Source organism: Pseudomonas sp. GW821-FHT05D12 (genome assembly GCF_059419825.1).
In genome coordinates, this window is the sequence record NZ_JBWKSN010000013.1 from 1 (window position 1) to 21,794 (window position 21,794).

Sequence of the window (21,794 nt, forward strand, 5' to 3'; positions counted from 1 at the left end):
TGCTGGCATTTTCTGCGCCTGAGACACCGCTTTCGCAGCCTCGCTAAAGCTCGACAACTCCCACAGGGGATTGGCGGAGTCGCGCTTATTTCAATTGCCTGTGGCATCGCAGTAGTTGGCGCGACGCAGCTCAAGTGTGGGAGTTGTCGAGCCCCAGCGAGGCTGCGAAGGCGGCGGTATTGCTGGCATTTTCTTCGTCTGAGACACCGCTTTCGCAGCCTCGCTAAAGCTCGACAACTCCCACAGGGGATTTGCGGAGTCGCGCTTATTTCAATTCCCTGTGGCATCGCAGTAGTTGGCGCGACGCAGCCCAAGTGTGGGAGCTGCCGAGCCTTGGCGAGGCTGCGAAGGCGGCGGCATGGGCGATAGGGGGGTTGGCTGACCTGCCACCCCCGAAAGCCCCCCCAGTTGAGTCCACTTCAGGTCTGCGGCGCTTGCAAGTGCGGTGTGGGGAACGCTTTGGCGTACACCTGGCAGACCTTCAGCACCTGTTCATCGGCAAAGCGCGCGCCCACCACATGCAACCCTACCGGCAGACCATTCGCCGCCAGCCCGCATGGCACCGATGCCGCCGGTTGCTGGGTCAGGTTGAACGGGTAGGTAAACGGCGTCCACTCCATCCATGCCTGCATCCCGGAACCCGGCGGCACGTTGTGCCCGGCGTCGAACGCGGTGATCGGCAGCATCGGCGACACCAATATGTCGTAATGCTCATGGAACGCGGCCATCTTCGCTACCAGCGCCGCGCGGGCTTCGAGGGCGTCGTTGAAGTCGCCAAGACTGAGCTGTTCACCGCGTTGTGCGATGCGCAACAGACCGGGGTCCAGCAGCTGTTTTTGCGCATCACTCATGGCGCCGGTCAGGCGTGCGGCACCGGCGGCCCACAGGGTATTGAACACTTCCAGTGGGTCGCTGAAGCCTGGATCGATCTGCTCGACATGGGCGCCCAATTGCACCAATCCCTCGACTGCCTGGCCCACGACCTTGGCAACCTGCGGATCGACCTTCACATAGCCGAACGTCGGGCTATAGGCCACGCGCAACCCTTTGAGGTCCGCAGCGCCCGTCAACCAGGGCGTCGTCCGCGGCGCGCCGATCAGGCCGTCCCGCGCGTCTGGCTGGGCGATGGTCTGCAGCATCAACACGCTGTCTTCCACGGTGCGGGTCATCGGCCCCAGGTGCGACAGAATCGTCATGGAACTGGCCGGCCACTGCGGCACATAACCGAACGTCGGCTTGATCCCGAAAGTGCCGGTAAACGCGCACGGAATCCGGATCGAGCCGCCGGCATCGCTGCCCTGGTGCAATACGCCGAGGTTCAACGCCGCCGCTGCACCGGCGCCGCCGGACGAACCGCCCGCCGTGGTGCGTGTGTCCCACGGGTTGCGCGTGATGCCGTACAGCGGGTTGTCGGTCACGCCTTTCCAGCCGAACTCCGGGGTGGTGGTCTTGCCCAGCAGCACGGCGCCGGCCTTGCGCATCAAGGCGGAAAACGGCGCGTCGACGTCCCACGGCCCTTCGGCGGATGAGGTGCGCGAGCCCTTGCGGGTGGGCATGCCGATTGTCAGCGTGAGGTCCTTGATCGACGCCGGTACACCGTCCAGCGCGCCGCAGGGCTGGCCCTTGAACCAACGCTGCTCCGAGGCTCGCGCAGCCTGCAGCGCGCCTTCGGGGTCGACGTGGCAGTAGGCGTTCACCACCGGGTTGTAGCGTTCGATACGCAGCAGGGCGTCCTCGGTGACGTCCACCGGTGACAAGGTCTTGTCGCGAAAATGCTGCAGCAGTTGCACCGCTGTCAGTTGGCCCATCTCACTCATGCCTGGTCCCCCTGTGCCGCATTGACCATGGCGCGCAACAGCACCGCGCAGCCTGCCGCGAGGTCATCCGGCGCGGCGTTTTCGATTTCGTTGTGGCTGATGCCGCCTTCGCACGGCACGAAAATCATCCCGGCCGGGCCGAGTTCGGCGACGAAAATCGCGTCATGCCCGGCACCGCTGACGATGTCCATGTGGCTCAAACCCAGCGCGCCTGCCGCGTCGCGCACGGCATTGACGCACGCCGGGGCGAAGTCCAGGGGCGGGAAGTCGGCGGTCGGCGTCAGCTCGAACGTCAACCCATGCCGGGCCGCGCTGGCTTCGATCACGCTGCGCACTTCATCGACCATCGCTTGCAGCTTGTCCGCGTGCAGGTGGCGCAAGTCGAGGGTCATGTGCACCTGGCCGGGAATCACATTGCGCGAGCCTGGGTGCAGGCTCAGGCAGCCGACGGTGCCACAGGCGTGAGGTTGCTGCTGGTGAGCGATGCGATTGACCGCGCTGACCACCTCGGCGGCGCCGACCAGGGCGTCCTTGCGCAGGTGCATCGGCGTCGGGCCGGCGTGGGCTTCGACGCCGGTGAGGGTCAGGTCGAACCACTTCTGGCCCAGGCAACCCATCACCACGCCAATCGTGGTGGCCTGGTCTTCCAGCACCGGGCCCTGCTCGATATGCGCCTCGAAATACGCCCCCACGGGATGGCCGAGCACCGCACGGGAACCGGCATAGCCGATGCGCTGCAGCTCGGCGCCCACCGACAGGCCCTGGTCGTCGAGCTTGTCGAGCGTGTCCTGCAGGTCGAATTTCCCGGCAAACACCCCGGAGCCCATCATGCAGGGCGGAAAGCGCGAGCCTTCCTCGTTGGTCCAGACCACCACCTCGATCGGCGCCTGGGTTTCGATGTTGAGATCATTGAGGGTACGGATCACTTCCAGCCCGGCCATCACCCCGTAGCAGCCGTCGAACTTGCCACCGGTAGGCTGGGTGTCGATATGGCTGCCAGTCATCACCGGCGCCAGGGCCGGGTTGCGCCCAGGGCGACGCGCAAAAATATTGCCGATGGCGTCGACACTCACGCTGCACCCAGCGGCCTCGCACCACTGCACAAACAAGTCGCGGGCCTGGCGATCGAGGTCGGTAAGGGCCAGGCGGCACACGCCGCCCTTGACCGTGGCGCCGAGCTGGGCGAGGTCCATCAGCGATTGCCACAGGCGGTCGCGATTGATCAGTGGGGCATTGCTCTGGAGCGGTTGCGCAAAGCTATTCATCAGTGTTCTCCGGTCAGGCGCTCAGGGCCAGGTAGCGGTTCTTGATGGTCGGGTCGGCGCGGAAGGCGGCGGCGCTGCCCTCGTAGACCACGCGGCCCTGTTCGAGCACGTAATGGCGGTCGGCGAGCTTGTCGCAGACCATCAGGTTCTGTTCCACCAGCAGCACGGGGAGGCCGTCGTCCTTGACCTTGCGCAGGATCTTCACCAACTCGTCGACGATCACCGGGGCGAGGCCTTCGGTGGGTTCGTCGAGGATCAGCAGCTTGGGATCGTTGAGCAGGGCGCGGGCGATGGCGAGCATCTGCTGCTCGCCGCCGGACAGCGCGTGGCCGGCGTTTTTGCGCCGCTCCTTGAGGCGCGGGAACATGCCGTAGACGTCATCCAGCTGCCAGCGGCTGGTCTTGCGCGCGGCGATGCGCAGGTTTTCCTCGACGGTGAGCAGGCGGAAAATCCCGCGGTTCTCCGGCACCAGGGCCAAGCCCTGGCGCGCGATTTCAAAGATCTTCTGGCCCACCAGTGCCTGGCCATTGAAGTGAATCTGGCCCTGGCGCGGGCAGATGATCCCGAGAATGCTGCGCAGCGTGGTGGTCTTGCCGGCGCCGTTGCGCCCCAGCAGCGTCACCAGCTCGCCGGGGTTGACGGTCAGCGACACGCCTTCGAGCACGTGGCTCTTGTCGTAGTAGGAATGGATATTGTCGACGATCAGCATCAGGCAGCCTCCCCAAGATAAGCCGTGCGCACACGTTCATCGGCCCGCACGAATTCCGGCGTGCCTTCCACCAGGATCTGCCCGTGGCTCATCACCGTGATGCGTTGGCTGATCGACATGACGATGCTCATGTTGTGTTCGATCAGCAGCACCGTATGGTCGCGGCCGAGGTCGCTGATCAGCTGGGTCATGATCGGAATGTCATCGATGCCCATGCCCGAGGTGGGCTCGTCGAGCATCAACAGTTTCGGTTTCGAGCAGATCGACATGCCCACCTCCAGCACGCGTTGCTGGCCGTGGGAAAGCTCGCCGGCCAAGGTGTCGGCACGCGCGCTGAGCTGCAGGCGTTCGAGCACCTGGTCGGCCATCTCCAGGTGTTCGCGCTTGCTGTCGACCCGGCGCCAGAAGTTCAGCGCGCGGGCACCGTCGCGGCCTTGGGCGGCCAGGCGCAGGTTCTCGCGCACGCTGAGGTTCTGGAACAGGCTGGTGAGCTGGAACGAGCGCGCCATGCCCAGGCCGACGCGGCCGTGGGCGGGCTTGCGCATCAGGTTCTTGCCGTCGAAATGGATCGCCCCGGCAGTGGCCTGGCGCTCACCGGTCAGGCAATGAAACAGGCTGGTCTTGCCCGCGCCATTGGGGCCGATGATGGTGTGGATGGTGCCGGCTTCGACCTTGAGGTTCACGCCATTCACCGCATGGAACGCGCCGTAGGCCAGTTCCAGGTCTTTGGTTTCCAGCAGGATGCTCATAGCACTTCCTCCTTGGTGATCACAGCGGCCTTGCGCGGGCCTCGCACCTTCTCGAACAGCGACGCCAGGCCTCCCCACAACCCACCGCGCATGAAGATCACCACCAGGATCAGGATCACCCCCAGCAACATCAGCCAGCGCGGCCACAGGTCGGAGAGAAAATCCCCCAGCAGCACGATGGAACCGGCCCCCAGCAATGAGCCGAACAGCGAGCCGGTGCCGCCGACGATGGTCATGATCAGGATGTTCTCGGACATCGCCAGGTCGATATTCGACAGCGGCACGAAGTGCAGCAGCATCGCGTACAGCGCGCCGGCGATGCCGGTGACCGCGCCGGACAGCACGAACACCAGGATCTTGAAGTGGCGGGTGTCGTAGCCGATGGCCGAGGCGCGGGTTTCGTTTTCGCGGATCGCCATCAGCGTGCTGCCGAATGGCGAAGCGATCACCCGGCGTGCGCCGATGAAGATCAGCAGGAACAGCACCGCGACAAACCCATAGAACGCACGGGCGTCGGCCAGCGACAGCAGCACGGTGTCGCCGAGGCGGATTTCCGGGCGCGGCACGCTGAGCAGGCCGTTGTCGCCACCGGTCCAGTCGCTCAAGGTGTAGGCCACGAAGTAGGCCATCTGGCTGAACGCCAAGGTCAGCATCACGAAGTAGATGCCAGTGCGCCGGATCGCCAGGGCGCCCACCAGCAAGGCCAGGAAGCCACCGGCCACGGCAGCGCCGAGCAACGCGGTGAACAGGCCCAGTTGCAGATGAATCATCAGCAGCGCCGCGCAATAGGCGCCGGCGCCGAAGAAGATGCCTTGGCCGAACGACAGCAGCCCGGTGTAGCCGAGCAACAGGTTGCAGGCGAGGGCGGCCATGGCAAAGATCAGGATCTCGGTGGCCAGGGTCGCCGAGGGCAGCACCAAGGGCAGGCCGATCAGCACCGCGAGTACCCACAGCAACATGGCTTTGGATTGGGTCTTGGCAAACGGCAGTGGATTTTTCTCGCTCATCTCAGGCTCTCCCGAACAGGCCGTAAGGGCGCACCAGAATCACCACGGCCATTGCGCCGTAGATCATCAGGCTCGCGCCTTGGGGCCAGAGTGTGGTCATCAGGCTCTGCACCACGCCCACCAGCAAACCGCCGACCAGCGCTCCGCTGAACGAGCCCATGCCGCCGATCACCACGACCACGAAGGCCACGCCGAGGATCTCCGGGCCGACAAAGGGCTGCGCGCCGCGCAACGGCGCAAACAGCACGCCGGCGACACCGGCCAGGGCCACGCCGAGGGCGAAGGTCATGGAAAACAGGCGGAAGATATTCGTGCCCAGCAGCGACACGGTTTCGGTGCTTTCACTGCCGGCGCGCACCAGTGCGCCGAAGCGCGTGCGTTCCAGCAGCAGCCACAGGCCCAGGCCGACCAGCCCGGAAAACACGATGAGGAACAGGCGATAGTAGGGGTAGACGAAGTCGCCGACCACCAGCACCCCGCGCAGCAGTTCCGGCACGGCGACGCTCTTGCCCACCGGGCCCCAGATCATCACGCTGGCTTCCTGGATGATCAGCGCGATCCCCAGGGTGACGAGGATCTGGAACATGTGTGGCAGGTGGTAAATCCGTTGGATTAACAGGCGCTCGATCACCCACGCCAACGCAGCCACCACCAGCGGCGCGATCAGCAGGGCCAGCCAGAAGTTGCCGGTGAGGCTCACGGCGGTGTAGCAGATGTAGGCGCCCAGCAGGAAGAACGCACCGTGGGCGAAGTTGACGAAGTTGAGCAGGCCGAAAATGATCGTCAGCCCGACCGCGATCAGGAAGTAGATCATCCCCAATCCCAGGCCGTTGAGTATCTGGAACAGATAAAGATTAAGCATGCAGAAACCCTCGGACAGGCGGCCGCGAACGCGGCCCTGTCGTGTTTAGCGAGTCAGCGGGTCAGGCGAGCGTGCAGCCCGTGGCGTCCACCGGCGGGAAGGACTGGCCGGCGCTGAGCACCTTGGCCAGGTCGTCCTTGTCGGCCATGTCGCCGGCGGCCTTGCCGATCAGCAGGTAGTAGTCCTTGATCACCTGGTGGTCGCCGGCGCGGATCGATTCCTTGCCGGTCGGGCCTTCGTAGCTCAGGCCCTGCATGGCCTTGGCCACGGTCGGCCCGTCGAAGCTGCCGGTGGCGATGATGGTTTCGAGCATGACCTTGGTGCTGATGTAGTCAGCGGCCAGCGGGTAGGTGGGGTTGATGCCGTACTTGGCCTGGGTCAGCTTGACCAGCTCGCGGTTGAGCGGGGTGTCGACCTGGTGCCAGTACTGCGCGCCGAGGTACACGCCTTCGAGCACATCGCTGCCCAGTTCCTGGAATTGATCGAGACCGGCAGACCACACCAGCAGCACTTTCATGCGCTCCTTGATGCCGAAGTTCACCGCCTGGCGCAGGGTGTTGGACGACTGGCTGCCGAAATTCAGCAGCACCAGCACGTCGGGCTTGGTGGAGATGGCGTTGGTCAGGTAGCCGGAGAATTCCTGTTCCTGCAACGAGTGATAGCTGTTGCCCACGTGCTCCAGGCCGTGTTCCTTGAGGACATTTTTGGCGCCTTCGAGCAGGGCTTCACCGAACACGTATTGCGGGGTGATGGTGTACCAGCGCTTGGCGTCCGGCAGCAGCTTGATCAGCGGCACCATGGTTTCGCGGATCGCGCCGTAGGTCGGCACCGACCAGCGGAACGTCGCCTTGTTACAGTCCTTGCCGGTGACTTCGTCGGCACCCACCGGGGTCATGAACACGCCGCCGACCTTGTCCACTTCCTTGGCCACGGCCAGCGCCGACGACGACAGCGTGCACCCCTGGAAGAACCGCGCGCCGTCCTGCTGGATGGCTTCCTGGACCTTGCGCACCGCCTTGCCGGCGTTGCCTTCGGTGTCGATCACCTTGTAGTTCAGCGGGCGACCGAGCACTTCGGGGTGCTGTTCCACCGCCAGGCGCGAACCCATGTCGGCAAACTTGCCATAGCTGGCAAAGGCGCCGGACATGGACTTGAGGCCGTAAAAGGTAAAGGGTTCGGCGGCGAATGCCGAACGCACGCTCAGCGGAAGGCTGAGGGCGGCGGCGGCGGTGAGACTGGCTTTCAACAACGTACGACGCTGCATGGGGTGACTCCCTGGTTTAGTTATTGGCAGGAGTAGCAATGGCGATACGGTGGAGCAGGGCCTGTGGGCAGGCCTTTTTATTGAGGCGAAACGCGGTCAGGAAATGTGCGGGCGGGCTTGCTCGCGAATACGGTGCATCAGTCTCCGGATGCTTTGCTGACCCCCCGCATTCGCGAGCAAGCCCGCTACCACACTGGGTCTGTAGTGTTTTTAAGAGTGATCGAACTCCAGTAGAAAATGCGGGCTGACCTGGCCTTCCAGCGCGGTCATGTGGTGTTCGGCGTCGCACATGTGTTCGTGCATCAGGCTGCGCACGGCTTTTTCATCGCCGGCGCGAAACGCGCTCAGCAACTGTTTGTGATAGTCGAGGTTGGCCGCGTCGAACTGCTTGCGCTTGGGCTTGTAGGCCTTTTTCAGCACCACCAGGTCACGCAACAGGTCATTGAGGAACTGCGCCATGAAGCTCAGCAACGGGTTGGGGCACGCCTTGGCCAGCAGGTTGTGGAACTCCAGTTCCGCCAGGCGCTGTTCACGCTGGCCGGCCTCGCTGTCTTCCGGCGCGCTGCAGAAATCCACGTTGTCCTGCAGGGCCTGGTAGTCGTCCTCACTCAGGCGCCCGAGTACCGAGACGGCCAGTTCCACTTCGATGACCTTGCGCAACTGGTAGACCTGCTCGCCATCCAGATGCTGGAAGTGCAGGTAGTTGCGCAAGGCGCGGCTGGCCGGCTCGGTGCCCGCCTGGTTGAGGTAGGCGCCGCCGCTGGGGCCGGTGCGCGTGCTCACCAGGCCCTCGACTTCCAGCGCCTTGAGCGCCTCGCGGGCCGAGCCCTTGGAGCACTGGAAGCTTTCCATCAGCTCGCGCTCGGTGGGCAGGCGATCGCCGGGCTTGAGTGCATCGGTGACGATAGAGCGCTTGACCGACTCGACAATCACATCGGACAGCTTCTGGCGTTTGCGTCGTAGCGGGCGGCTTAGCATGGGTTCGATTTATCGTATTAATGCGGATAAATAGCACTTAATAACGATTGGGTCGCAGCGTCAACGCAGGGTGTCGTTTTCGGCCGCAACAGGTCGCAAACGGCGCGCTACTCCCAAACGCCTGAATCCAGGCAGCGCGTCGACGCCGGCGGCTGCTTGCCATAGGCAAGGAAGTCGCCCACCCATTGGTTGACGCAGCCGCTGGGGCCTGACGTGGCGGTGTCCTTGAGGTGCAATTGTGCAACCCGGGGCGCGGCCTTTTCGCCGGGCGCCGCATTCACCAGCACCATGCGCGCGACGCGGTCGGGAAACAGCGCGCCGTAATGGCTGCCCAAGCGCGTGGCGCCGGCGTTACCGAGGTAGTACAGCTGCGCGTCACCGAGTTGGGCCCGCACGAATTCCATGTCGCGCACGGCCTGCTCAAGGCCATTCTTGTGCTTGAGGTCGCGCGGGCTGAGCTCGATCACGTCATAGCGATTGAGCAGCGTGCGATAAGCCTGGTTGGAATAGGCACCCCAGCGGCTGGCCAGTTGCACGGCGAAGGTGCCGGCGCGGTTGCGCCGGGTGGTGTCGCCAGCCTGGGCGAAAACCACGCCTTCACGGCTCAGCGGATCGCGCGCGCCGACACGGGTGACGTACAGGCGCAGGTTGCCTTGGCGTGGCGCGGCGTAGTTGCGCGGGACACTGACGACGCCGCATTGGGTGCGCGCCAGCACTTCGGGGTCCAGGTGTTCGACCTGGGGGATGGGGCAGTCGAGCAGCCAGTCGATGGCGCTTTCGGTGATCAGTGGCTGGGCCAGGGCGGTGCTTGCCATCAGCCAGATACCGCCACAAGCGAGGTGTTTTGCAACAGTCATCAGGAGGTCCCGGGCAGCCGTGTGATGGCGGCTTTTTTACCAAGGACCTGGGTTGAAGAATGTAGGTCGAGAAAACAGCTCGTGTACGAAAGTGGAGTTTTGTTTAGCGGATATCAGTCTCCCAGCCACCCCCCAGTGCTTTGTACAAGGCGATGCTGGCCTGCAGGCGCGACAGCCGCAGCTGCACGTTCAAGTCCTGGGCCGCGTACAGCGTGCGTTGGGTCTCCAGCACTGTGAGCAAGTCCTCGGCGCCTGCCTGGTAGCGACTCTCGGCGATCTGGAAGGCGGTCTGCGCCTGTTGCAGCTCTTCGCTTTGCCATTCGCGCTGCTGGTCGAGGCGGGTGATGCTGCTGAGGGCTTTTTCCACATCGGCAAAGCCGTTGATGATCGCGCCACGGTAGGTTTGCAGCAGCTCATCCTGGCGGGCGCGGGCCTTGTCGCGCTCGGCGCTTAAACGGCCGTTGTTGAAGATCGGCCCGACCAGCCCGGCGGTCAGCGTGTAGTACGGGCTGCGCAGCATTTCTGCGGCTTTGTATGCGTCCGAGCCAAGGGTCGCACCGAGGGTCACGGCCGGCAGCATGGCCGCCCGCGCCACGGTGACGTCGGCTTGTGCCGCCGCCAGCTGCGCCTCGGCCTTGGCGATGTCGGGGCGGCGACTGAGCAATTGGCTGGGCAGGCCCGCGCCGATGGTCGGCCAGCTCAGCGCCTGGAATGGTTCGGCGCCCAGGTCGAGGGCCTGCACCGGTTGGCCGAGGAGCGCCGCGAGGGTGATCCGCGACTCTTCGGCCAATTGCTCGATCAGCGGCAATTGCCGTTGTTGGCTGGCCACCAGGCTTTTCTGCTGGGCCAGTTCCAGGGCCGTGGCGGAGCCGGCGTCGTAGCGCGTCTGCACCAGGTCGAGCACGTTGCGCGCGTTCGCCAGGTTGAGCTGGGCAATCTGTTCGCGCTCAACGGCCGCCAGGGTTTGCGCGTAGCGGTCGGCCACATTGGCGAGCAAGGTCAGTTCCACCGTCGCCTGGTCAAACTCGCTGGCCCGCAGGCTGTGCAGGGCGCTGTCGCGCGCAGCCGCGCGGCCACCCCAGAAATCCACTTCATAACTGGCGGTGAGGTTGGCGCCGAAGTTGTCGACAACCTCATCGCTTTGCGACGCGTCCAGGCTCGGTCCGCCTTTGCCGCGCAGCAGTTTCTGGCGGCTGGTGTCGAGATTCAGCTTGACCTCGGGCAGCAGCGGCGCGCCGGCAATCACTGCGCTGGCCTGGGCCTGGCGGACCCTGGCCATGGCGGCGGCGACGTCGAAACTGTCACGCCGCGCCTGGTCGACCAGGCGATTGAGTTGCGGGCTGCCAAAGTGCGTCCACCAGCGCTGGTTGGTGGCCTGGGTCGCGTCGCGCTCGGCAAATTGCCAGGCGGCCGGCGGCGCAATACCGCTGTCGATGGCGCCAGGACTGCCGGTGCAGGCGCTCAACATCAGGCACAGGCTGAGCAGGGACAGGTGCGTGGGCAGGGATGGTTTATTCACTGGTCAATGCCTTAACCGGATCGAGCCGGGCAGCTTTACGGGCCGGCATAAAGCCGAATACGACGCCGGTGACCAGCGCGCAACCAAATGCGCCAAGGACCGCCACCAGGGAAAACTGGACCGCCACCTTGGCCAGCACCAGCACGCCGCCCACCAGCAGGGCCAGGGCGATACCGCACAGGCCGCCGACCACCGAGAGCATCACTGCCTCGGTGAGGAACTGGCGCAGGATGTCGCGCTGGCGCGCGCCGGTGGCCATGCGGATGCCGATTTCGCGGGTCCGCTCGCGCACCGTCATGAGCATGATGTTCATCACGCCGATGCCGCCGACCAACAGCGAAATCGCCGCAATCGAGCCGAGCATCAACGACAGCGTGTTTTGGGTGCGCGCCTCGGCCTGGATCATCGCGGCGTTGTTGGTCAACTCGTAGTCGCGCTTGCCGTTGTGCAGCTTTTGCATCAGTGCGTCGATGGCCACCTCGGCCTCGTGGACCTTGCGCGCATCGGCGGCGGCAATCACCACGTATTCGGGGTTGTAGCTGCCAAACAGGCGCACGCTGGCGGCGGTGTAGGGGATGGCGATGCGGTCGTCGCTGTCCTTGTTGCCGGAGCTGGCGCCTTTTTCCGCGAGCACGCCGATCACCTGGAACGGCACGTTCTCGATCAGGATGTACTGGCCGATCGGGTTGACCTGGCCCTTGAACAGCTTTTCGCGGATGCGGTGGCCAATCACCGCCACCGTGGCACCGGCGCGCTCATCGGCGGCGGTGAAATAACTGCCCTCAACCACCGGCCAGTTGAAAATGTCCGGGAAGTTGGTGTCATTGCCGCCCACATAGGCCATGTAGTCGACATTGCCAAAACGCACCCCGGCCTCGGTGCCGTTGACCGGCATGATGCGCTTGACCTGCGGCAGTGCCGCCAGCGCCGCGACGTCATTGAGGGTGACGATACCCAGCGGCGTGCGCGGGTTGGGCGACGAACCGCTGAGGTAAAGAATGTTGGAGCCGAACGCGCCCATCTGTGCCATGACCTGGCGCTTGCTGCCTTCACCGACCGCCAGCATCACCACCACCGACGCCACGCCGATGATGATGCCCAGCAGGGTCAGCGCCGTGCGGAAACGGTTGATCCACATCACCCGCCAGGCGGCCTGTACCGCGTCGATCAGTTCGGCTTTCCAGGCGCCGTTGTGTTCGGCGCCGTCGGCCAGGCGCTGGCGCAGGTCCACGGCCTGCAAGGCGCCGTTGCTGGCGGGTGCGGGGACGTAGCTGTCGGCCTCGGCCGAATCGCTGATGATCAGGCCGTCGCGAATCTCGATGATGCGATTGGCCCGCGCCGCGACTTCGCGGTCATGGGTGATCAGGATCACCACGTGGCCCTGGCTCGCCAGCTCATCGAGCAAGGTCATCACCTCGGCGCCGCTGTGGCTGTCGAGGGCGCCGGTGGGTTCATCTGCGAGGATGATGTGCCCGCCATTCATCAAGGCGCGGGCAATCGACACGCGCTGCTGCTGGCCGCCGGACAACTGGTGCGGACGGTTACCGGTGCGGTCGGCCAGGCCCAGGCGGGTGAGCAGGGCCTTGGCGCGGGCGTGCCGTTCGGCGGCGCTGATGCCGGCATAAATCGCCGGCATCTCGACGTTTTCCTGGGCCGAACCCGACGGGATCAGGTGGTAGCCCTGGAACACGAAGCCGAACGCTTCACGGCGCAGCCAGGCCAGCTCATCGCTGTCCAGGTGCGCGACATTTTCGCCGGCGAACAGGTAGTCGCCGGTTGTGGGCCGGTCGAGGCAGCCGAGGATATTCATTAATGTGGACTTGCCGGAGCCGGACGCGCCGACAATCGCGACGAATTCCCCGGCGTGGATCGACAGGTCGATGCCGCGCAAGACGTCGACCTGCGGGCTGTCGCCGCCGCCGTAGGATTTGCGGATGTCCTTGAGTTCGATCAGGGGCGTGGTCACCTCAACCCCCGTTGCCGTCGGCCGGGCCGATCAGCAGGTGATCGCCTTCATGCAGGCCGTCGAGCACTTCGACGCGCAGGCGATCACTGATGCCCAGGCGCACTTCGCGCTCCTCGATGCGCCCGTTTGCCGCCACTACGCGGGCAATCTGCCTATCGGCGCTCGAGGTGCCCTGCAACGCAGCGACCGGCACGGTGAGCGCGTCCTTCACGGCCCCCGCGACAAAGAACACCTGGGTGGTCATTTCGGCCATCAAGGCATTGTCGCTGTTGTCCACATCCAGCAGCACGGTGTAGAGCACCACGCGGCCGCTGCCGCTTTTGTTGGAGCTGTTGGGGCTGCCGCTGCCCTGGGTTTCATTCAACGGCTTGGGCGGAATCGGCAGGATTTGCCGCACGGTGCTGGTCCAGCGCCGGTTGCCGCCGCTCAGGGTGGTGAAATAGGCGGTCATGCCGGGTTTGACGTGGCCAATGTCGGCTTCCGAGACTTCCGCCCACACGGTCATCGGCGACAACTTGGCGATACGCAGGATCAGCGGCGTCTGCTGCTGGGCGTTGAGGGTCTGGCCGACCCGCGCGTCCACCGCCACCACGGTGCCGGTCATCGGCGCATAAATGCGCGTATAGCCCAGTTCCGCTTCGTCGCTGCGCAGGCTGGCCTGGGCCTGGAGGATCTGCGCCTGGAACATGTCCATCCGCGCCTGGGTCGCGCTCAATTCGGCCTTGGCGGTTTGCACATCTTCTTCACGGGTCGCGTTGCCGGCCGCCAGGCGCTGCTGGCGCTGGTATTTCTGGCGCGCCAGTTCGTGCTGGGCTTTCTGCTCCTGCAACTGGGCCTTGAGGTTTTCGATGGCGTAGCGGCTGGCGTCGAGCTTGGCTTTTTGCGTGGACGGGTCGATTTCCACCAGCAACTGGCCTTCCTGGACCTGATCGCCGGCTTCGACGTGAATCTTGCGGATCTGCCCGGAGGCCTGGGCGCCCACGTCCACATATCGACGCGGTTGCAGGGTGCCGAGGGCCGTGACGCTGTTTTCGATATTGCCGCGGCTGACGGTGACGGTGGTGAGCGTGTCACGCCCCGGCGGCAACACCTGCCAGGCGGCAACGGCGATGAGGGGGATCAGGCACGCGATAACAAGCAAGGCGCGTCGGGCAGGGCGAGGGCGTTTCATGCTTAGGTTCCAGCCAGGAAAGTTCGGAGCGCAGTTGCGCAGAGCTGACAGTTAAACGAGAGAATTGACCGGGGATTTAGGCTGTTACACAAGCGGTTACAGGTCCTTTGAAGAAAAATAATCGTCCATCGGTGCAAGTCTGCTTTAAAAGTAGATGAGAATTACTATAAATTGCACGCACCCAAACTGCCATTACCTCATACGCTGTCTTTTTCGCACTCAAGGACCTAATGCCGCCACCCGGCGGTCGGGAGTCATGTTGGAAAACTACTATCGCGAGCTGGTGTGTTTCCTCAACGCCAAGCTGGGCAACCGCCAGGTTGCCGAGGATGTGGTGCATGACGCTTATGTCCGGGTGCTGGAACGTTCCAGCGATACCCCCATCGAACAACCCCGCGCCTTTTTATACCGCACCGCCCTGAACCTGGTGATCGACGGCCACCGGCGCAACGCCTTGCGCCAGGTCGAGCCGCTGGATGTGCTGGACAGCGAAGAACGCTTCGCCCCCTGTTCGCCCCACGCCACCCACGACCACGGCCAGCGCCTGGAACTGCTCGAACGCGCCCTCGCCGAGCTGCCGGCAGCGTGCCGCGACAGTTTCATGCTGCGCAAGCTCGACGGATTGACCCACGTGCAGATCGCCGAGCGCCTGTGCATTTCCCGCGCGCTGGTGGAAAAACACATCGTCAACGCGATGAAGCACTGCCGGGTGCGGATGCGCGAGTGGGACGCGCACTGATCACCGATCAGTTAAATTTTATTTCACTGTCCTCGTTTCCTATCAACACATGACCTGTTGTGCAGGTCTTGAAGGTATTCCCGCCCCACCGCCAAGGGGCTTATCCAGAGGACACTGGAATGACACAGGCAATTGCTTCGCCCGCGGTTCACGACCTGATCGGTATCGGTTTCGGCCCTTCGAACCTGGCGCTGGCCATCGCCCTGCAGGAGCGCGAAAAGGCCCAGGGCAAACTGGACGTGCTGTTTCTCGACAAACAGGCTGACTACCGCTGGCACGGCAATACCCTCGTGACCCAGAGCGAGCTGCAGATTTCCTTCCTCAAGGACCTGGTAACCCTGCGCAACCCCACCAGCCCGTACTCCTTCGTCAATTACCTGAAAGCCCACGACCGCCTGGTGGATTTCATCAACCTGGGCACCTTCTACCCGTGCCGCATGGAGTACAACGACTACCTGCGCTGGGTCGCGGGGCAGTTCCAGGCCCAGGCGCGCTACGGTGAGGAAGTGCTGGCGATCGAGCCGATCCTGCACCAGCAGCACGTCGAGGCGTTGCGCGTGATCTCCCGCGATGCGCTGGGCGAGCAGCATGTGCGCACCACCCGTTCGGTGGTGGTCAGCGCCGGCGGCACGCCGCGTATTCCCGACGCGTTCAAGGCGCTCAAGGGCGACAGCCGGGTGTTTCATCACTCCCAGTACCTGGAGCGCATGGCCTCGCAGCCCTGCGTCGACGGCAAGGCCATGCGCATTGCGATCATCGGCGGTGGCCAGAGCGCGGCCGAAGCCTTTATCGACCTCAACGACAGCTTCCCGTCGGTGCAGGTCGACATGATCCTGCGCGGCTCGGCGCTGAAGCCGGCCGACGACAGCCCGTTCGTCAACGAAGTGTTCTCGCCGGCCTTTACCGACCTGGTGTTCCAGCAAGTCGGCGCGGAGCGTGAGCGACTGGTCGCCGAGTACCAGAACACCAACTATTCGGTGGTGGACCTGGACCTGATCGAGCGCATCTACGGGATTTTCTACCGCCAGAAAGTCTCCGGCATCGCCCGCCAGGCCTTCCGCACCATGACCGTGGTCGAGAAGGCCACGCCGGGTCCGCTGGGCATCGAACTGGCCTTGCGCAACAACGCCAACGGCGAAACCAGCGTCCACCATTACGACGCCGTGATCCTGGCCACCGGCTACGAGCGCCAGATGCACCGCGAACTGCTGGCACCGCTGGAAGCCTATATGGGCGACTTCGAAGTCAGCCGCGATTACCGTATCGTCACCGACGAGCGCTGCAAGGCCGGCATCTACATCCAGGGCTTCAGCCAGGCCAGCCACGGCTTGAGCGATACCTTGCTGTCGGTGCTGCCGATCCGCGCGGACGAGATCGCGGCGTCGCTGCATGCGCTGGACCGGCATCGCGGCAACGCGCGTTCGGTGCAGGACCTGCTGCTCGCCACCGCCAGCTGACACTGTAGAAGCCTGGCTTGTCGAATCGCCGCGGTGCGACGATACGACAAGCCCTTCGCCTACCAGTCATCATTCCAGGCTGGTATTCGGGATTGCTCGCTGATACTGTACAAAAAACCAGTATCGGTAGCCCTCCATGCAGTTGATCGAAAAACTCAGCATCCTCGCCGACGCCGCCAAGTACGACGCCTCCTGCGCGAGCAGCGGCGCGCCCAAGCGCAGCTCGGAGGGCAAGGCGGGGCTGGGTTCCACCGACGGCATGGGCATCTGCCACAGCTATACCCCGGACGGGCGCTGTGTGTCGCTGCTCAAGGTGCTGCTCACCAACTTCTGTCTCTACGACTGCCAATACTGCGTCAACCGCCGTTCCAGCGATGTGCCCCGCGCACGTTTCAGCCCGGAGGAGGTGGTGACCCTGACCCTGGATTTCTACCGGCGCAATTGCGTCAGCGGGCTGTTTCTCAGCTCGGGCATCATCCGTTCGGCCGACTACACCATGGAGCAGCTCGTCCGCGTGGCCAAATTGCTGCGCGAAGAACATGACTTTCGCGGCTACATCCACCTCAAGACCATCCCCGAGGCTGACCCGGCGCTGATCGCCGAGGCCGGGCGCTACGCCGATCGGCTGAGTGTGAATATCGAGTTGCCTACCGATGCCAGCCTGCAGACGCTGGCGCCGGAGAAACAGATCGGCTCGATCAAGCAGGCCATGCAGACCATCTACACCGGCGAACAGACGGTATTCAACGAACCGCGCGCGCCGCGTTTTGCCCCGGCCGGGCAGAGCACGCAGATGATCGTCGGCGCCGATGATACCGACGACAGCACCATCCTCCACGGGGCCGAGGCGCTGTACGGCAACTTCAAGCTGCGCCGCGTGTATTACTCGGCCTTCAGCCCGATCCCCAACAGCCCGAAAAGCGTGCCGCTGGCCGCGCCGCCATTGATGCGCGAGCACCGCTTGTACCAGGCGGACTTCCTGCTGCGCAGCTACGGCTTCAGTGCCGGTGAGCTGTTCCAGGGCCCCGGCCACCTGGCCCTGGACATCGACCCCAAGTTGGCCTGGGCGCTGGAACATCGCGAGGTGTTCCCGCTGGACCTCAACCGCGCCGAGCCGACGCTCATCGCCCGTATCCCCGGCATTGGCCTGCGTACCACCCAACGCCTGGTCGACCTGCGGTGTGAGCGCAAGATCCGCTTCGAAGACCTGGCGCGCATGCGCTGCGTGCTGGCCAAGGCCAAGCCGTTTTTCATCACCAGCGATTACCACCCGCAGCAGGCCGACAGCACCAGCGTGCTGCTGCGCGAACAATTGCGCGACCGCCCGCAGCCGCAACAGATGGGGTTGTGGGGATGATCAGCCTCGAATGCGACAACCTCTTCAGCACCTGGCGCGAGCAGGCGCGCTGGTTGCTCAGCCATCAGGTCGACCCCAGCCAGGTGAGCTGGGGCGAGGCCGAGGTGGCGGACCTGTTTGCCACCGACGAGCCGATTCCGGCGGGGCTTGGTCCGTTCCAGGCGCGGATTCCCAAGGCACTCCTGGAGTTGCTCGAGTCGGCTGCCTGTTACCACGGCGATCAGCGCTGGAGCCTGTTGTATGAGGTGTTATGGCGCGTCAGTCATGGCGACCGCACCGCGATGCTGGCGGGGGACAAGCTCGGCAGCGAGCTGCAGCGGCGGATCAAGCAGGTGAGTCGCGAGGCCCATCACTTGCACGCGTTTGTGCGCTTTATCGCCGTGCCAGCAGAGGCGGGGCCGGAGTTGCCGGAGTACGTCGCCTGGCATGAGCCGGCCCATGACATCCTGAAAAGCGCGAGCCAGCATTTTATCGGGCGCATGGGACGCCATCGCTGGATGATCGCCACGCCGCTGGATGGGGTGTATTACGACGGCGAACAGTTGAATCATCAGCGCGAGTGCCCCGAGGCCTGGCAGCAACTGGCGCAGAATATCGAAGACCCGCACAGTGCCATGTGGTTGACCTACTACAGCCACATCTTCAACCCGGCGCGCCTGAACCCCAAGGTCATGGAAGGCCACTTGCCCAGCCGGTTCTGGAAGAACCTGCCGGAGGGCAAGTTGATCCCGGGATTGATCAGCGAAGCGCGCACCGGCAAGCAGAAGGATGGGCAGGCAAAGCTGATTGGAGCCCGACCCGGAAAGAGAATTGCCAATCCGATCAATGGCGGCGCTGGCTTGCCGGCGATGGCGGCGTGTCAGTTGGATCAACGTTGACGGGTGCTCCGCTATCGCAGGCAAGCCAGCTCCCACATTGAGTTGTATTCCAAGGTTGGAACCGAGTTGTATCGCCCGCTCGGATATTGGCATGCCCCCAATCCCCAGCCCAAACAGCGATCAAAACTGTGGGAGCGGGCTTGCCCGCGAAGGCGGTGTATCAGTCGCTGAAGAAGGTGGCTGATCTACCGCCTTCGCGAGCAAGCCCGCTCCCACCTGTGGTTGTATTCCAAGGTTGGAACCGGGTTGTATCGCCCGCTCGGATATTGGCAAGTCCCCAATCCCCAGCCCGAACAGCGATTAAAACTGTGGGAGCGGGCTTGCCCGCTCCCACATTGGGTTGTATTCCAGGGGTGGGACCGGGTTGTATCGCCCGCTCGGATATTGGTCGGCACCCAATCCCACACACACACACATACGGGATCTTCATGGTCCAGGCAGGTGGGGCCTCAGGTCAGTTCGGTGGCGGTGTTCTTGACCACCGCCAACTCCGGGTGCGCGACCAGTTTGTCGATGTGCAATTCATCATTGTTCAACCAGGTCTCGGTCAGCACCCGGTAGTGTTCCATGTCGCGGCAGCGCATGCGCAGGCTGTAGTCGAACGGCCCGCTGATCAACTGGCATTCGAACACCTGCGGACAGGCCTTGATGCAGGCTTCGAAGGCCTTTTGCGCCGAGCGGCCACTCTGGTTGGACAAGGCCACCAGCACCAGCAGCGACAGCCCCGGTGAGACCATCTGCACATCGATGATCGCCCCATATCCACGGATCACCCCACGTCGCTCCAGCTTGCGCACCCGTTCCAGGCAGGGCCTGGGCGTGAGGTGCACCAGCGACGAGAGCTTTTCGTAGGTGATACGCCCCTGATGGCGCAGTACGTCGATGATTGCCTCGTCGATGCGGTCCAGCGCAGGAGAAGAATGGGGTCCGTTGGCCTTGGTATCCATGGGTTTCACTTCAAACGGTTGGAAAGAAATTGCTGCAAGCGCTCGCTGCTGGGGTGGTCGAGAATCTCGGCGCCGCCTTGTTCCTCGACCCGGCCCTGGTGCAAAAACAACACTTGGCTGGACACCTGGCGGGCAAAGCCCATCTCGTGGGTGACCATCAGCATGGTACGACCTTCCTCGGCCAACGTCTGTATGACTTTGAGGACTTCTCCTACAAGTTCCGGGTCGAGTGCCGACGTCGGCTCATCGAACAGAATGATTTCCGGCTCCATCGCCAATGCGCGTGCGATAGCCACGCGCTGCTGCTGGCCACCGGACAGGAACGCCGGGTATTGATCCGCCACACGGCCGGGCAGACCGACCTTGTCGAGGTACATGCGTGCACGTTTTTCCGCGTCGGCGGCACTCACGCCAAGCACCCGGCGCGGCGCCATGGTGATGTTTTCCAGCACGGTCATGTGGCTCCACAGGTTGAAGTGCTGGAACACCATGGCCAGGCGCGTGCGCAGATTCTGCAGTTGCTCCTGGTGCGGCGCGCGGGTGCCGGCGCGGCCCTGGCGCATTTCGATGCTGATGCCGTCCAGGGTGATCACCCCGGCATCGGGTTGTTCGAGAAAGTTGATGCAGCGCAGCATCGTGCTCTTGCCCGAGCCACTGGCGCCGATCAGGCTGATCACATCGCCGTTGCGTGCGTTGAGGGACACGCCCTTGAGCACTTCGTGTTCGCCGTAGCGTTTATGGATGCCTTCGACTTGCAGCTTGACGGCCGCCGTTGCAGTTTTGCTGACGGGTATGTCGACCGGATAAGTGGCCAGGGCCTGCGCGGACTGATTCATGGGTTAGCCTCGGGTAGGAACAAGAAAACGCATCCAGCGACGTTCGGCCAGTCGGAACAGGCCCACCAGTGCAAAGGACAGCAGCATGTAGAGCAGGGCGGCGATGCCGAAGGCCTGGAACGTCAGGAACGTCTCGGCGTTGGCATCGCGGGCCACCTTGAGGATGTCGGCGACGGTGGCGGTGAACGCCAGCGACGTGGCGTGCAGCATCAGGATCATTTCGTTGCTGTAGGCCGGTAACGCACGGCGCAAGGCGGCGGGGACCACCACAAACAGGTTGAGACGCCAGCCGTGCAGGCCGTAGGCGCGTGCGGCTTCGATTTCGCCATGGGGAATGTTGCGGATCGCGCCGGCGAAGATTTCCACGGTGTAGGCGCAGGTATTCAGCACGAACGCCAGCAAGGTGCAGTTGAGTGCGTTGCGGAAAAACTGGTTGAGCAGGGCGTTGTCCTGCACCACCTCCAGGCTGTACAGCCCGGTGTAGCAAATCAGCAGTTGGATATACAGCGGCGTGCCGCGAAACAGGTAGGTATAGACCTCCACCGGCCAGCGCAGCCAGAAGTGCTCCGAGACGCGCGCGAGTGCCAGCGGGATCGACAGGACGAAGCCGAACACCACCGAGATAATGAACAGCCACAGGGTCATGGCGACGCCGGACAGCCCCGCGCCATCACTGAACAGATAGGCCAGGCCGTATTGCTGGAACAGTTCGATCATCGCGCCATCCCCTTGATACCGAGGTTGTAGCGCCGCTCAAGGCGCTTGAAGATGCGGTTGGACAGGGTGGTGATCACCAGGTACACGAGGCCGGCGAGGATCAGGAAATACAGCGGCTCGTTGGTGGTCTTGCCAGCGTTTTGCGCGGCCTTGACCAGGTCTGACAGGCCGATGATCGACACCAGCGCGGTGGACTTGAGCAGCACCAGCCAGTTATTGCCCAGGCCCGGCAGGGCAAAGCGCATCAGTTGCGGGAACAGCACCAGGTGAAAGCGCTGCCAGCGGCTCAGGCCGTAGGCGGTGGCGGCTTCGAGTTGGCCGACCGGCACACTGAGGATCGCACCGCGAAAGTTCTCGGTGAAATACGCGCCGTAGATAAAGCCCAGGGTGATCACCCCGGCGGTGAATGGGTCGATTTCAAAGTAATCCCAGCCGAACACTTCGCTGAGGTCGTTGAGCCACAGTTGCAGGCTGTAGAAGATCAGCAGGATCAGCACCAGGTCCGGCACGCTGCGGATCAGCGTGGTGTAGAGCGTGGCCGGCACCCTTAGCCATTTGGCGCTGGAGAGTTTGGCGCCAGCCGCGATCAGGCCGAGGGAGAGGCTCAGGGCCAGCGCGAGGAACGCCAGCTTGAGCGTCATCCAGGCGCCCTGGGCCAGCATCGGGCCGTAGCCTTGCAGGTTGAGGAGTTCGTTCATG

20 protein-coding genes are annotated in these 21,794 nt (G+C 63.9%); 4 read left to right on the plus strand and 16 right to left on the minus strand.

Annotated features, from left to right (window positions below; genetic code table 11):
• Positions 1–419: 419 nt before the first annotated feature.
• From AC07SI_RS22850 to AC07SI_RS22905, 12 genes are all read right to left on the minus strand, one after another.
• Positions 420–1,817 carry an amidase gene (locus AC07SI_RS22850; RefSeq protein ID WP_495006558.1) on the minus strand — a complete coding sequence of 466 codons (1,398 nt, stop codon included), beginning with the start codon at positions 1,815–1,817 and terminating at the stop codon, positions 420–422.
• Positions 1,814–3,082, minus strand: a complete 1,269-nt coding sequence (locus tag AC07SI_RS22855; RefSeq protein WP_120449076.1) for a Zn-dependent hydrolase — start codon at positions 3,080–3,082, stop codon at positions 1,814–1,816. Before AC07SI_RS22855 ends, AC07SI_RS22850 begins: the two co-directional genes overlap by 4 nt.
• Positions 3,083–3,095: 13 nt before the next feature.
• The gene (locus tag AC07SI_RS22860) at positions 3,096–3,791 is read right to left on the minus strand and encodes an ABC transporter ATP-binding protein (protein WP_495006559.1); all 696 of its coding nucleotides are present in this window, start codon (positions 3,789–3,791) and stop codon (positions 3,096–3,098) included.
• Positions 3,791–4,540 (minus strand): ABC transporter ATP-binding protein, encoded by a 750-nt coding sequence (locus AC07SI_RS22865; RefSeq protein ID WP_015884778.1) that lies wholly within the window; start codon positions 4,538–4,540, stop codon positions 3,791–3,793. Before AC07SI_RS22865 ends, AC07SI_RS22860 begins: the two co-directional genes overlap by 1 nt.
• On the minus strand, positions 4,537–5,547 hold the full coding sequence (locus AC07SI_RS22870; RefSeq protein WP_065904023.1) for a branched-chain amino acid ABC transporter permease: 1,011 nt from the start codon (positions 5,545–5,547) through the stop codon (positions 4,537–4,539). The genes AC07SI_RS22865 and AC07SI_RS22870 overlap by 4 nt, the downstream gene beginning before the upstream one ends.
• Position 5,548: 1 nt before the next feature.
• Positions 5,549–6,409, minus strand: coding sequence for a branched-chain amino acid ABC transporter permease (locus AC07SI_RS22875; RefSeq protein WP_015884776.1), 861 nt, complete (start codon positions 6,407–6,409; stop codon positions 5,549–5,551).
• Between the two features lie 61 nt (positions 6,410–6,470).
• The gene (locus AC07SI_RS22880) at positions 6,471–7,673 is read right to left on the minus strand and encodes an ABC transporter substrate-binding protein (protein ID WP_065904020.1); all 1,203 of its coding nucleotides are present in this window, start codon (positions 7,671–7,673) and stop codon (positions 6,471–6,473) included.
• A 210-nt stretch (positions 7,674–7,883) separates the two neighbouring features.
• The gene (locus AC07SI_RS22885; RefSeq protein ID WP_065904017.1) at positions 7,884–8,651 is read right to left on the minus strand and encodes a FadR/GntR family transcriptional regulator; all 768 of its coding nucleotides are present in this window, start codon (positions 8,649–8,651) and stop codon (positions 7,884–7,886) included.
• Between the two features lie 107 nt (positions 8,652–8,758).
• On the minus strand, positions 8,759–9,508 hold the full coding sequence (locus AC07SI_RS22890; protein WP_262134153.1) for an alpha/beta hydrolase: 750 nt from the start codon (positions 9,506–9,508) through the stop codon (positions 8,759–8,761).
• A gap of 103 nt (positions 9,509–9,611) precedes the next feature.
• Positions 9,612–10,976 carry an efflux transporter outer membrane subunit gene (locus AC07SI_RS22895; protein ID WP_120450779.1) on the minus strand — a complete coding sequence of 455 codons (1,365 nt, stop codon included), beginning with the start codon at positions 10,974–10,976 and terminating at the stop codon, positions 9,612–9,614.
• Between the two features lie 43 nt (positions 10,977–11,019).
• Positions 11,020–12,993 (minus strand): MacB family efflux pump subunit, encoded by a 1,974-nt coding sequence (locus tag AC07SI_RS22900; RefSeq protein WP_120449075.1) that lies wholly within the window; start codon positions 12,991–12,993, stop codon positions 11,020–11,022.
• A gap of 1 nt (position 12,994) precedes the next feature.
• Positions 12,995–14,164 (minus strand): efflux RND transporter periplasmic adaptor subunit, encoded by a 1,170-nt coding sequence (locus AC07SI_RS22905; RefSeq protein ID WP_120449074.1) that lies wholly within the window; start codon positions 14,162–14,164, stop codon positions 12,995–12,997.
• 256 nt (positions 14,165–14,420) lie between these two features.
• On the opposite strand from AC07SI_RS22905, the gene AC07SI_RS22910 reads away from it, so the two are divergent.
• The 4 genes from AC07SI_RS22910 to AC07SI_RS22925 all read left to right on the plus strand — a co-directional run bounded on the left by AC07SI_RS22910 (position 14,421) and on the right by AC07SI_RS22925 (position 18,595).
• The gene (locus tag AC07SI_RS22910; RefSeq protein ID WP_065904000.1) at positions 14,421–14,903 is read left to right on the plus strand and encodes a sigma-70 family RNA polymerase sigma factor; all 483 of its coding nucleotides are present in this window, start codon (positions 14,421–14,423) and stop codon (positions 14,901–14,903) included.
• Positions 14,904–15,022: 119 nt separating this feature from the next.
• Positions 15,023–16,360: a lysine N(6)-hydroxylase/L-ornithine N(5)-oxygenase family protein gene (locus tag AC07SI_RS22915; RefSeq protein ID WP_065903997.1), complete on the plus strand. Its 1,338-nt coding sequence runs from the start codon at positions 15,023–15,025 to the stop codon at positions 16,358–16,360.
• 136 nt (positions 16,361–16,496) lie between these two features.
• Positions 16,497–17,717, plus strand: a complete 1,221-nt coding sequence (locus AC07SI_RS22920) for a putative DNA modification/repair radical SAM protein (RefSeq protein ID WP_495006560.1) — start codon at positions 16,497–16,499, stop codon at positions 17,715–17,717.
• The gene (locus AC07SI_RS22925) at positions 17,714–18,595 is read left to right on the plus strand and encodes a TIGR03915 family putative DNA repair protein (protein WP_495006561.1); all 882 of its coding nucleotides are present in this window, start codon (positions 17,714–17,716) and stop codon (positions 18,593–18,595) included. The genes AC07SI_RS22920 and AC07SI_RS22925 overlap by 4 nt, the downstream gene beginning before the upstream one ends.
• A 449-nt stretch (positions 18,596–19,044) precedes the next feature.
• Here the strand turns inward: AC07SI_RS22925 and AC07SI_RS22930 are convergent, their stop codons facing one another.
• The 4 genes from AC07SI_RS22930 to AC07SI_RS22945 are packed head-to-tail and all read right to left on the minus strand — an operon-like array spanning position 19,045 to position 21,793.
• The gene (locus AC07SI_RS22930) at positions 19,045–19,542 is read right to left on the minus strand and encodes an Lrp/AsnC family transcriptional regulator (protein ID WP_065903991.1); all 498 of its coding nucleotides are present in this window, start codon (positions 19,540–19,542) and stop codon (positions 19,045–19,047) included.
• Between the two features lie 5 nt (positions 19,543–19,547).
• Positions 19,548–20,378: an ABC transporter ATP-binding protein gene (locus AC07SI_RS22935; protein ID WP_065903988.1), complete on the minus strand. Its 831-nt coding sequence runs from the start codon at positions 20,376–20,378 to the stop codon at positions 19,548–19,550.
• Between the two features lie 3 nt (positions 20,379–20,381).
• Complete coding sequence (locus AC07SI_RS22940) at positions 20,382–21,095, minus strand: ABC transporter permease (RefSeq protein ID WP_065903984.1); 714 nt, start codon at positions 21,093–21,095, stop codon at positions 20,382–20,384.
• On the minus strand, positions 21,092–21,793 hold the full coding sequence (locus AC07SI_RS22945) for an ABC transporter permease (RefSeq protein WP_106803316.1): 702 nt from the start codon (positions 21,791–21,793) through the stop codon (positions 21,092–21,094). The genes AC07SI_RS22940 and AC07SI_RS22945 overlap by 4 nt, the downstream gene beginning before the upstream one ends.
• Position 21,794 lies beyond the last annotated feature (1 nt).